Annotated in this window: 8 protein-coding genes; 6 read left to right on the top strand and 2 right to left on the bottom strand. The window is 66.7% G+C overall.

Going from position 1 to position 11,874, the window contains the following annotated elements:
• The first annotated feature begins 16 nt into the window (after window positions 1-16).
• Window positions 17-1,081 carry a sulfotransferase family protein gene (locus MLP_RS12565; protein WP_013863474.1) on the top strand — a complete coding sequence of 355 codons (1,065 nt, stop codon included), beginning with the start codon at window positions 17-19 and terminating at the stop codon, window positions 1,079-1,081.
• On the top strand, window positions 1,078-2,160 hold the full coding sequence (locus MLP_RS12560; protein WP_013863473.1) for a VIT1/CCC1 transporter family protein: 1,083 nt from the start codon (window positions 1,078-1,080) through the stop codon (window positions 2,158-2,160). The genes MLP_RS12565 and MLP_RS12560 overlap by 4 nt, the downstream gene beginning before the upstream one ends.
• Before the next feature lie 17 nt (window positions 2,161-2,177).
• Here MLP_RS12560 and MLP_RS12555 read toward each other — a convergent pair whose 3' ends face one another.
• Window positions 2,178-3,722 (bottom strand): hypothetical protein, encoded by a 1,545-nt coding sequence (locus MLP_RS12555; protein ID WP_013863472.1) that lies wholly within the window; start codon window positions 3,720-3,722, stop codon window positions 2,178-2,180.
• 321 nt (window positions 3,723-4,043) lie between these two features.
• Here MLP_RS12555 and MLP_RS12550 point away from each other — a divergent pair, with 321 nt between their 5' ends.
• The 3 genes from MLP_RS12550 (at window position 4,044) to MLP_RS12535 (ending at window position 8,498) form a co-directional block, all read left to right on the top strand.
• A complete protein-coding gene (locus MLP_RS12550) occupies window positions 4,044-5,447 on the top strand; it encodes an endonuclease/exonuclease/phosphatase family protein (RefSeq protein WP_041790014.1) in 1,404 nt (467 codons plus the stop codon).
• 53 nt (window positions 5,448-5,500) lie between these two features.
• Entirely contained in the window at window positions 5,501-6,901 is a 1,401-nt protein-coding gene (locus MLP_RS12540; protein ID WP_013863470.1) for an endonuclease/exonuclease/phosphatase family protein, read from the top strand.
• Window positions 6,902-7,061: 160 nt separating this feature from the next.
• Window positions 7,062-8,498, top strand: a complete 1,437-nt coding sequence (locus MLP_RS12535) for an endonuclease/exonuclease/phosphatase family protein (protein WP_013863469.1) — start codon at window positions 7,062-7,064, stop codon at window positions 8,496-8,498.
• A gap of 66 nt (window positions 8,499-8,564) precedes the next feature.
• Here MLP_RS12535 and MLP_RS12530 read toward each other — a convergent pair whose 3' ends face one another.
• Window positions 8,565-10,001: a bifunctional cytidylyltransferase/SDR family oxidoreductase gene (locus MLP_RS12530; RefSeq protein WP_013863468.1), complete on the bottom strand. Its 1,437-nt coding sequence runs from the start codon at window positions 9,999-10,001 to the stop codon at window positions 8,565-8,567.
• A gap of 99 nt (window positions 10,002-10,100) precedes the next feature.
• Here MLP_RS12530 and MLP_RS12525 point away from each other — a divergent pair, with 99 nt between their 5' ends.
• Complete coding sequence (locus MLP_RS12525; RefSeq protein WP_156821140.1) at window positions 10,101-11,873, top strand: glycosyltransferase family 61 protein; 1,773 nt, start codon at window positions 10,101-10,103, stop codon at window positions 11,871-11,873.
• The last annotated feature ends 1 nt before the right edge of the window (window position 11,874 follow it).

Raw genomic sequence — 11,874 nt, 5'->3', positions numbered from 1 at the left:
CACGTTGAAGGGCTCCATGTCTGCGGCGACGAGCAACACCAGTACGAAGCGATTGATCCTGGTCACCGGCGCTGGCCGAAGCGGGACCAGCACGATCGCCGGGGTCTTCGCCCGTTTGGGCTTCCACGTGCCCCTGCCCGTGCTGAAGGCGAACGCGTCGAATCCGCGTGGCTTCTACGAGTCCTGGTGGCCGGTGAAGTTCCACAACCGGTTGACCAAGCGAGCCGGGATCGAGTTGACGGACGGGCAGCCCAATGCTGCGCACCTGGTGGCCAAGGCTTTGGACGAGAAGGCACGCACCAGCCTGCGTAGCTGGCTGAGCGAGCAGTTCAGCGGCAACGATCTGGTGATGGTCAAGGATCCGCGTGCGGCGTGGGCACCGTCCCTGTGGTCGGAGACGGCACAGGAGCTCGGGGTGTCGATCGGCTACGTGACCATGATCCGGCACCCGAGCGAGGTGGTCGGCAGCCGCTCGACCTACTATGGCGCTCGGCGACCGGCCCTGTCCGAGCGGCAGTTCGACATCAGGAACCTGTGCGGCTGGATCAATCAGAACCTCACCCTCGAACGCGAAACCCGGTCACAGGCGCGGGTCTTCGTGAGCTACGCCGGTCTGCTCGCCGACTGGAGGTCGTCGATCGGGCACGTCTTCGACGGGTTGTCCTTGCCGGCATCCTTGCTGACCCCGGCCGCCGCAGCCGAGATCGACGCCTTCATCGAGCCGAGTCTGCGCCGCCATGGGCAGGACTGGGGTGATCGGGATCTTCCGCCGGCCCTGGTCGACCTCGCCGAGCAGACGTGGGCTGCTCTGGAGGCCAACGCCGAGGCAGCCGTCCCGACCTCCGACAGCGCGGCAGTGTTCGACGAGATCTCGGCCGGCTACGAGCAGCTCTACAGCGATGCCGCCGCCATCGCGCAGGACCATACGGCGACCCGGGCTCGACTCGCTCTCAAGCGGGGGCGCCGAGAAGGTCGTCGTGAGGTGCAGGAGGCCATCGCCGAGCGCCGTTTGAGCAGGCGGATCCGACGCAAGGTGGGTGGCGTGCTGTCGGCGGCGAAGGGCAGGCTGACCAAGGGGTGAACGCTCCCCAGGCCACACCGCCGACTCGGCGGCAGATCCGTCGCTGGCGGCAGTATCTGGCCGACGAGCGAGCCGAGGCGGCCGTCTATCGGGCCTTGGGCGAACGCAAGCACGGAGCCGAGCAGCAGATCCTCTTCGGTTTGGCCGACGCCGAGAAACGGCATGAGGCGCACTGGCTTGCCTTACTGGGTGCAGCGGCCGAACCGGCACCCCGGGCCAGCCTGTGGACCAGGCTGATGGTCTTTCTCGCCGGCCACTTCGGCACCGTGTTCGTGCTCGCCTTGATGCAGCGCGCCGAGGGCCGCAGCCCTTACGTCGACGATGCGGACGCCACCGAGCAGATGGCGGCCGACGAACGGATCCACGGCGAGGTGCTGCGCGGACTCGCCGCCCGTGGCCGCGAGCAGCTGTCGGGATCCTTCCGGGCCGCGGTGTTCGGCGCCAACGACGGACTGGTGTCCAATCTGGCGCTCGTGCTGGGCATCGGCGCCACTGGGGTGTCGAACCAGACCGTGCTCTTCGCCGGCGTAGCGGGACTGCTTGCGGGTGCGTTGTCGATGGGTGCCGGCGAGTACGTCTCGGTCCGCTCCCAGCGGGAGCTGTTGCAGTCGACCCGGCCCGACGCCGCAGCGCAGAAGGCCCTGCCACATCTCGATCTGCAGGCCAACGAACTCGCGCTCGTGTACCGGGCCAGGGGGATGAATGCCGAGCAGGCCGAAGCCCATGCCAACCAGGTGCTGAGGACTCTCGAGCTGGATGCGGACTCGCCTGCGGCCGGAGGCCTCGACCCGCACGAAGCCGTCGGGAATGCGTGGGGCGCGGCGCTGTCGAGCTTCTGCTTCTTCGCCTCCGGTGCCTTGATCCCGGTGCTGCCGTACCTGCTGGGTGCCTCGGGTCTGGTCGCGATCGTGATCGCGGCAGTGCTGGTCGGCCTCGCGCTGCTGAGCACCGGCGCGATCGTCGGCGTACTGTCCGGTGCCTCGCCGGGAAAGCGTGCGCTGCGCCAGTTGTGCATCGGCTACGGGGCAGCAGCGGCCACCTATCTGCTCGGGCTCGCCTTCGGCGCGACCATGAGCTAGACGAGCGAGAGCCTGCGCTAGCGGAGTCCCTGCGGCAGGGGCTGGCGGATCGCGTACCTGCCGGCCTTGACGATCACCGGCCAACTCTTGACCGTCCGTGCCGTCTCCTCGCTGAAGCCGCTCTTGACCGAGAACCGCACCGGGAGCACCGCGTCGGCGGAACGGTAGTAGGCCAGCGCGAGCACCTGCCAGTCCTCGTTCTTGCGTCGCATCTGGTCGTGGTACGCGCTGTCGGTGAGGTAGTAGCTGTAGCCACCGAGGTCGACCACGAAACGACAGTCACGGTCGATCTGACGCTGCAGCAGGTTCAGTTGGAGCAGCGCCATCGGCCAGTCGGTGGCCACGCAGCCGGCCAGCTGGCCGGCCGTCGGTGCGAGTTCGGCGGCCGGGAACTTCTTGCCGCCCAGCGTGTGTTCACGCAGCGGGTAGGCCAAGGCAAGCATGCTGACCATGGCAAGCCCGATCAGCGCTGCCGACAGGAATCGGGCAGCGGATCGACGCTGAAGCTGTCCACACCAGCCCAGCCGGACCGTCAGCGCGCCCCCAACTGCCAAGGCGATCGGAGCGGCCGTCAGGCCGGCGTAGTGGAGGAACCACATCGGCGTTGTCATGGCGAGCGCCCCGTGGGTGAGGAGCAAGGCTGCGATCACCCGGAGCTCGGCTCGCACGAGGCACAGCACCACGCACACCGTCAACAGCACCACCACGACGGCCAGCAGGCCACTCCACTGGGTGCGGTCCGGTGCCCAGCCCCGGAGCCCCAGCACATCGGTCAGTCGTTCGGCGGGTGACTCTCGCACGCGCCGGCGTCCGAGCTGAGCCACGACGACCATCTGCCACATCTGGGCCGGCGCCGCCACGAAGAACGGCAGACAGACCGCCGCGCAGGTGGCCGCGGCCGTGCCGAGCGTGATCAGCCCAGGACGTCGCCCGCGCCGTAGCCAGATCGTGACCACGACGACCAGCAATGGGACGATCCCCCACATCTTCAGCAGCGGGGAAAAGCCGAGCAGCAGCCCGGCGACGACGTAGTGCTGGACGCGGATGCCGTCGCCTCCGCCCAGCAGCCGGGTGACGACCAGCGCGGCCAGCAGCACCGTGGTCGCGGGTGCCTCCAGCAGCATCGTGTGCTCGACATAGACGGCGCCGAGCGCGAGCGCGTAGCACAGCGCGGCGACCAGCCCGGCGATCCGGTTGACCGGACGGAGGACCAGCCCGCACAACACGGCGTTGACACCGCCCAGCAGCATCCAGGAAAGCCGAGCCACAGCAACCGCGTCGGGTTCGCCGATCAGCCAGGAGAGGGCTGCAAAGGTAGCCAGCACGATGGCCACACCGGGTGGGTGCAGCAGCAAGAAGTCTCGGTACGGCAACAGCCCGTTGACCAAGCCGAGAGCGGCGGCGAAGTGAACGCCATCGTCGTAGTTGCCAAGCCCGTGCAGACCCGCTCCGCGCACCACGGCGCCGAGCCTGACGCCGAACGCCAGCAGGAACACCCCGACGAGCCCCATCGTGAACCACCAGCGCGCGAGGTGTGTTCCGAGGGCCGATTGAGCGGCCATCGTGCGGATCCATCCTTCCGGTGCAGGAGAGGGTCGGTCTGGTGGGGACGGGATGGTGACGTCCAACATACGCGCCGGCCGGTAGCCGAGGTTGCAGTGCAGGCAGAGAATTCTGACGCTCAGGTCACGACGTTCGGGGTCGGATCATCCGCGTAGATTGCGGCAAAGTCTCAACTCAGGCTCAACCTGAGTATCACCTAACACATTCGTAACAGTTGTATCTCGATCGGCGGGTCGACTAGTGTGCGGCCTCATCGTGCTCCCGCACATCTCGGAGAACCGCTTGACCGCGACGTGACCGCGGTCCGATGGAGGAGTCTCATGCGTTGTCGCCGTCTCGTCGCCCTGTCCGCTGGTCCTTTGCTTGCGGTGGGTCTGTTGTCCGCCCCGCCGGTGGCGGAGGCGGCGAGCACCGCGCCATCGGCCGTCACCGACGTCACCGCCGGCCCGGGATCGAGCCCGGGCACCGTGGTCTTCGAGTGGCAAAGCGCGGGCAAGAACACCGACTACTTCCTGGTCGAAACCGGTTTGACGGCATTCAGCAAGTCGAGCAGCTCGTCGCTGCCGAGGTCGGGTCGCCATGCCGCGACGTTCAAGATCTCGGCCAAGGTCCGATCGTGGACCATGTCGAAAGCGGACGCCGCCACCGCAGGCGCGCCCTTGGGCTCGGCGAACTACCTCTACTACCGCTTCTTCGCCGTCAACGTGGACGGCTCGAAGACCTACACCACGGCCTATTCGAAGCTGCAGGCAGTGATGCCCTCAGGACTCCCCGCCGGCGCGAGCGGCAAGGGCACCGACATGCGGGTCGCGACCTTCAACGTACGGACGGTCAAGGCCACCAAGGACAAGCGGAACTGGCTGAAGCGGGTCGACGATGTGGCGGCGGACATCCTGAGCACCCGTGCAGGCGTCGTGCTGCTGCAGGAGATCTCGCCCGGCCGGGCCGACGGCAAGGGCGGCTCCACCGCGAAGGTCGGTCGGCAGACCACGACCTTGGTCGACCACCTGAAGAAGCAGGGGGGCAAGAGCTACGACTACCGGATGGTACGCACCACCTCGTACCTGAAGTCGGGGCTTCCCCGAGGCACGCAGGGTGGCCGGATTCTCTACGACAACAAGCGCTACAAGCTGCTCAGCTCGTGCCCGGAGAAGACCGGCAAGAAGACCTACAACGCCTCCTGCTCGTTCAAGCTGCCGATTCTGTCATCGGACGGTGAGAAGAAGCGTCGCCGCGGCGGCTACGCCCTGCTGCAGAACCGTTCCACCGGACAGAAGTTCTGGGCAGTGTCGGCGCATTTCGACGAGCGGCACAGCACCAGCAAGACCACCGGACCCAAGTACGACGCGCTGCGCGGTGCTCAGGCCAGGTCGTTGCTGGCGCTGATCAACAAGGTCAACACCGCGGGTTACCCGGTGATCTTCGGCGCCGACATCAACACCTGGCAGAGCGACAAGTCGGGCTATTCCGGGCACGACGCGATGATCGCCGGCGGTTTCGCCGATGCGTTGGCCGCAGCTACTCGCATCAATCCCGAGTACACGACATCCAACGGCTTCGCGACGACGCTGAAGCCGAACTCCAGCGGCTTCGGTTCACACCTGGACGTGGTGATGGTGAAGGGCGGCAAGGGCGGCGCCGATCGCTGGGTGAACCTGATGCAGAATCCCGATCCGGATCGCCCGTCCGATCACAACCTGGTCTACGCCGACATCACGATCTGAGCTGGTGCCGTTGCGATCCGGTATCGATCGCAGCACACCGATAGAGGAGTCCCATGCGTTGCCGTCGTCTGATCGCCTTGAGCATCGGGCCATTGTTTGCGATCGGCCTGCTGTCCACCCCGCCGCCAGCGTCGGCGGCGAACAGAACACCTTCGGCGATCACCAGCCTCACCGCCAGACCGGGCTCGACTCCAGGGACGGTGGTCTTCCGCTGGAAGAGTGCGGGCAAGAACACCGACTACTTCCTGCTGGAGACCGGGCTGACGTCGTTCAGCAAGTCGCCCAAGTCGAAGCTCCCCACGTCGGGTCGCCAGGCCAGGACGTTCAAGCTCTCCGCGAAGGTGCGTTCGTGGACGATGTCGCGGGGCCAGGCCAGCAGGGCCGGCGCGCCCCTGGGCTCGGCCAACCATCTCTACTACCGCCTCTTCGCGGTCAACCGGGTGGGCAAGAAGAATGTCGTCAAGGCCTATCCACACCTGCAGGCGGTGCTGCCGCAGGCAGTGGGGACATCGCGCAAGAAGGGCACCAAGATCCGGGTCGCGACGTACAACGTACGGACGGTCAAGGCCACCAAGGACAAGCGCAACTGGCTGCATCGGGTGGACGACGTGGCCAAGGAGATCCTCAGCAGCAAGGCCGGGGTCGTGCTGTTGCAGGAGGTCTCACCTGGTCGTGCCGACGGCAAGGGCGGCTCCACCGCGAAGGTCGGCCGGCAGACCACGACGCTGCTCGCTCACCTGGCGAAGCGTGGCGGCAAGAAGCATGACTACCGGATGGCACGCACCACCTTGTACGTGAAGACCGGCCTGCCGCGGGGCACTCAGGGTGGGCGGGTGCTGTATGACAACAAGCGCTACAAGCTGGTCAGCTCGTGCCCGGAGAAGACCGGCAAGAAGACCTACAACGCCTCCTGTTCGTTCAAGCTGCCGATGCTGTCCACCGACGGCGAGAACAAGCGTCGTCGGGGCGGCTATGCCTTGCTGAAGAGCCGGGCGACCGGAAAGAAGTTCTGGGCGGTGTCGGCGCATTTCGACGAGCGGCACAGCTCCAACAAGACCGCCGCGGCCAGATACAACGCGCTGCGGGGCCAGCAGGCCAGGGCGGTGCTGCGGCTGGTGACGAAGGTGAACAAGAAGAAGTATCCGGTGGTCTTCGGCGCCGACACCAACACCTGGCAGAACGACAAAGCCGGGTACGCGGGCCACGCTGCCATGATCGCCGGCGGCTTCTACGACACCGCGGCCGCACGGATCCGGGTCAATCCCGCGTACACGACCTCCAACCGCTTCGATCGGACCCTGAAGCCGAACAGCCACGGTGTCGGGTCGCACCTGGACGTGGTGATGGTGAAGGGCGGCAAAGGCGGAGCCGATCGCTGGGTGAACAAGCTGAAGAACCCCGACTCCCGTCGGCCTTCGGACCACAACCTGGTGTACGCCGATATCAAGCTCTGACCTCGTAGGAGGTCTGCAGGACGAACTCGTCTCTGGTTCGTAACATTTGGCACTGGATTGGCGAGTCGGCTAGTGTTCCGACTCGTTGTGCGCATGCGCACCTCGGGGAAATCGACGTACAGCGGCTTCGGCCGCGAGTTTCCCCACCACGAGGAGTTTCATGCGTTTCCTCCGTCTTGTCGCGCTGTCTGCTGCTCTCCTGCTCGTCGCGGGGCTGCTGTCCAACCCGTCGGTCGCGGAAGCCGCCAGCAAGAAACCGTCGGCCGTCACCAAAGTCACAGCGACCCCCGGGGCAGGCCCGGGGACGGTGACCTTCCGTTGGAAGAGTGCCGGAAAGAGGACCGACTACTTCGTGCTGGAGACCGCGCTGAGCTCCTTCAGCAAGTCCGCCAAGTCCTCGCTGCCGAAGTCGGGCCGGCACGCAAGGAAATTCAAGATCTCGGCCAAGTCGCGGTCGTGGACGATGTCTGCGGCTCAGGCGAAGAGCGCCGGCGCGCCGCTCGGCTCGGCCAACTACCTCTACTACCGCTTCACCGCGGTCAACAAGGTGGGCAAGAAGACCTACACCAAGGCCTATCCGAAGCTGCAGATCGTGATGCCCAAGGAACCCGTCGCCGGGAGCAAGTCCGCCAAGAGCAGCAACGCCAGCAGCACCACCAGCAAGGGCACCGGAGTGCGGGTGGCGACCTTCAACCTCCTCACCGCGCAGCTGGGCAAGGGCTCGCGCAGTTGGCTCAATCGGGTCGACGATGTCGCCACGGACATCCTCAGCACCGGTGCCGGTGTGGTGCTGCTGCAGGAGACCTCACCCGGGCGTGCGGACGGCGTGAACGCACCGATCGGGAACGTCGGCCGGCAGACCACCACTTTGGTCGACCAGCTCAAGAAGCAGGGCGGCTCGAAGTACGACTACACGATGGTGCGCACAACGTCGTACGTGAACTGGAACCTGCCGTCGGGCACTCAGGGCACCCGGATCCTCTATGACAACAAGCGCTTCAAGCTGCTCAGTGACTGCCCGGAGTACACCGGCAAGGACAGCTACCACTCGTCCTGCTCCTTCGCGCTGCCGATCCTGTCGGGCGACAGCGAGAGCAAGCGGCGGCGGGGCAACTACGCTTTGCTGCAGGACCGTTCCACCGGACAGCAGTTCTGGGCAGTCTCGGCGCACTTGGACGAGCGGCACAGCTCCAACAAGAAGACCGGTGCGAGGTACGACCAGCTCCGGGGCAACCAGGCGAGGTCGATCGTGACCTTGGTGAACAAGGTCAACACCAAGAACTACCCGGTGGTTCTGGGGGCTGACATCAACACCTGGCAGAACGACCGGTCGGGCTATTCCGGCCACGACGCGTTGGTCGCCGGAGGCTTCTACGACACCAAGGCGTCGGCGAGTCGCACCAATGTCGCGTACACGACGGTCAACGAGTTCAAGACGAGGCTGACGAAGCACTCCAGCGGACTGGGCTCCCACCTGGACGTGGTGATGGTGAAGGGCGGCAGGGGCAGCGCGGATCGCTGGGTGAACCTGATGAAGAATCCCGATGCCACCCGCGCCTCGGACCACAACCTGGTGTACGCCGACATCACGATCTGATCCCGAACGGGCGGAGTGAGGCTGACAGCGGAGGTCAGCCGACCGCGCCGAGCATCGGCGACGCCGTCACCCGTTCGCCAGCGCGGCCGGCCCGTCTTCGCGTCGGATGTCGATGATGTGGCCGGTCTGACCGGACAGCAGCACGTCCAGCGACTGCTTGGCCACCTCCGGCGACGACAGCAGCGTGCCCGGCGGCTCGTCGCCGAAGGCCTTGGTCCGCATCGGGGTGCCGGTCCGCTCCGGGTTGACGCAGTTGACCCGCACCCCGGAGCCGGCCCACTCGTCGGCCAGCGCCTGGGTCAGGTTGACCACCGCGGCCTTCGCCGAGGAGTAGAGGGAGTAGCCGGAACGGCCACGGGTGTAGGAGGACGAGGTGAACAGCAGCAGCGACCCTTTGGTCTCGGCCAGGTGCGGATAGAACTCCTGGGCGATGAAGATCGGAGCCAGATAGTTGACCTCGGTGGCGGCGTAGATCGTCTCCTCGGTGGACTCGGCGAGCTCACCACGCGGGAGCACACCGGCGGTGTTGACGACGAAGTCGACCCGTCCGGTCTCGGCCAGCACCTGCCGGCACGCGGCGACGACATCCTCACGTCGCTGCACATGGGTGTTGGTGGAGGATCGGGAGAAGGTCTTGACCGTTGCCCCGTACGTCTTGGCCAGATCGGCGATGTCGCCGCCGATGCCGTACGAGCCGCCGAAGACGACGAAGGTCTTGCCGTCCAGCCGCGCGTGATACTCCTCCTCGCTGAGCGGCGCCGGATGATCGGCCGAGGTGAGCTGGAAGAGCTTGTCGGCGATGTACACGTCGATCGGCTCGGTCACTTTCATGTTCCGCTCGTGACCGGACACGACCGCGATCGGCACGTCCGGCAGATAGCGCAGCACGACCGTGCAGTCGTCGGTGGCGGTGAAGTCGGGGTCCTCGGTGGCCTTCGCGTACGCAGCCCGGATGGTCGAGAGACGAAACGACTGCGGGGTCTGTCCGCGGCGGAGCAGGTGCCGAGGAAGCACATCGGTCATCCGCGGGTCCTCGCCAGCGGCCGGCACGGCATCCACCTGGATCACCGTGTCCGCCGAGGGGATCGCGGTGTCGACGGCCTGGTAGGTCTGCAGCGCCTCGACGTTCGCGGTGATGATCGTCTGTGAGACCAGCGGTCGGACGGCATCGTGCAGCAGCACGTTGCAGTCCACCTCCCCGAGCGCCTGCAACGCCAGCGCGGTGGTGTCGTTCCGGGTGGCGTTCGGCCAGTCGGCCCCCTCGAGGATCTGGCCCACCTTTCCGTAGCCGCCCTTCTTGACGATCGCCCGGACTTCGTCGAGATAGCCCGGGGTCATCATCACCACGATCTCGTCGATCAGCGGCGACGCCTGCATCGCGGCGATCGTGTGCTCGATGATCGGCTTTCCGGCGATCTTGATCAGCTGCTTGGGGATGCTGAGGCCAACTCGGGTGCCGGTCCCGCCGGCGAGGATGACAGCGACATTACGCAGGCGACTCACCCCGGCGACTCTAGCCTGCGACATGGGCAGACGGCTGTTGCGGCGGTGTCGCAGGCGGCGGTGTCGCACCGAAGCCGACCCATCGCATAGCCTGCAGCGGTGATACGTCGTGGGCTGAGACGGTTGCGTCGAGTGGCCGGACGGCTGCTGCGCGGCGCGCCGGAGCCACCGGCCAAGCCTGCGGCTCACCGGCCGCCGACCCTGACGGCTGTCGCGAAAGGCCGCCCGGGTCAGGAGCAGATCCCGCCACTGCCGATGTTGCGACAACTGGACAGATGCCTACGAGACACCAAGGCGCGCCGCTGTGCGGTGGTGACCGAGCCCGGGGGCCTTGAGCTGGCGTCGCTGCTGGCCGAGTCGTGGCCCGACCTGGGAGTCACAGTGCTGATGTCGGAGCAGTCCCTGGAGGAGTCGCACACCCAGCTGACCGCGGCCGGTCCGTTCGACGTGCTGGTCGATCTGACGGGCGCTGGTGCCGAGCAGGTGACCCGGTGGCGACGCTGCTTCTGGCACGTGCGATCCGGGGGACGCTATCTGGTGGCGGATGCCTTGACCGCAGGCACCGACACCGACCGTACGCAGGGACTGTGGTGCTACGTCGCCGGTCTGCTGGACGTGCCCCGGCCTGAGGAGAAGCCCGTTGGTCGGCAGGCGCAGGACGACCTCCAGTTGGCAGCCGCGCTGCGGTCGGTGCAGTTGGACGGTGCGACCCTGGTCCTGGGCAAGCGGACCGAGGCGCTGCCGAAGACCCGAGAGCGCCAGATCGGCACGATCCTGCAGGCTCGACCCGAGTTGGGCACGGTGATCACGACGCTTCCGGCGGCGCCGTTGACCTCGGCGGCCACCCTCGAGGTCAACCTGCACGACTACGACAAACGCTTTCGGCCGGTGTTCGACAATCCGCCGATGGCGCTGCGGGCGTACCGCTCGGTGTCCTGCTATCCCCACCAGGTCGCGGTGTCAGGTGGGGTGCTGCTGCCCGACACCTATCGGCACTACTACGGGCCGCGGCTGCAGAACCGCTTCCTCCAGGAGGTGGCCCAGGATTTCGCCCGGCTCAAGGGCGCGGCCGCACGAGCCGAGGTCCGACCGCTGCCCGGCGCCTACTTCTATCTGGACTCGGAGTGGCCAGATCACTTCGGCCACACCATGACCGAGCAGCTTTCCAGGCTCTGGGCACTTCCCGCCGCCCAGCAGGCGTACCCAGAGGTCCAGGGCCTGATCCTGCTGCGGGGCGAGCAGCAGACGATCTCACCCTTCCAGCAGGCGATCTTCGCCGCGGCGGGGGTCGACCAGGTAGTCGCCGTCCGTGGACCGGTGCGAGCCGACACCCTTCTCGCGGCCACCCCGATGCTGTCGAACCCCGACTTCATGGACGCTCGCATCGCCGAGACCTGGGCGCGGGTCCACGACAGTCTGCTCGCCCAAACCGGCGACCGGGACCGTCCGGACCGGATCTTCTGCAGCCGCCGACCGAGCTACAAACGGGTCTGCCACAACATCGCCGAAGTCGAAGATCTCGCCCGGGAGCACGGCTACACCGTGGTATTCCCAGAGGATCACGACCTGCCCGAGCAGGTAGCGATGTTCCACCATGCGCAGCGGATCGCGGGTCTGGCCGGCAGCGCGATGTTCACCTCAGCGCTGTGCCAGGGTCCGCGGGACCTGCTCATCTTGTCCTCGGAGTCCTATACCGCCCGCAACGAGTACATGATCGCCTCGGTGCTGGGTCACCGGCTCGAGGTGATCTGGTGTGATGCCGATGAGAAGCAGCCGGCCGTCGGCTGGAGCGGGTCGGCCTTCTCCGCCGGTTTCACAGTCGATCTGGCCCGGGACGGCGACCGGCTACGACGCTGGCTGGACGGCTACTGAG

The organism is Microlunatus phosphovorus NM-1 (assembly GCF_000270245.1).
GTDB lineage: Bacteria > Actinomycetota > Actinomycetes > Propionibacteriales > Propionibacteriaceae > Microlunatus > Microlunatus phosphovorus.
Note: the sequence above shows the minus strand (reverse complement) of the source record. Positions and strands in the feature narration are given on the sequence as shown.

Coding starts and splice junctions, on each gene's coding strand:
- MLP_RS12550 (WP_041790014.1), top strand. CDS start 4,044: ATGCGTTGTCGCCGTCTCGTCGCCCTGTCCGCTGGTCCTTTGCTTGCG.
- MLP_RS12535 (WP_013863469.1), top strand. CDS start 7,062: ATGCGTTTCCTCCGTCTTGTCGCGCTGTCTGCTGCTCTCCTGCTCGTC.
- MLP_RS12555 (WP_013863472.1), bottom strand. CDS start 3,722: ATGGCCGCTCAATCGGCCCTCGGAACACACCTCGCGCGCTGGTGGTTC.
- MLP_RS12565 (WP_013863474.1), top strand. CDS start 17: ATGTCTGCGGCGACGAGCAACACCAGTACGAAGCGATTGATCCTGGTC.
- MLP_RS12540 (WP_013863470.1), top strand. CDS start 5,501: ATGCGTTGCCGTCGTCTGATCGCCTTGAGCATCGGGCCATTGTTTGCG.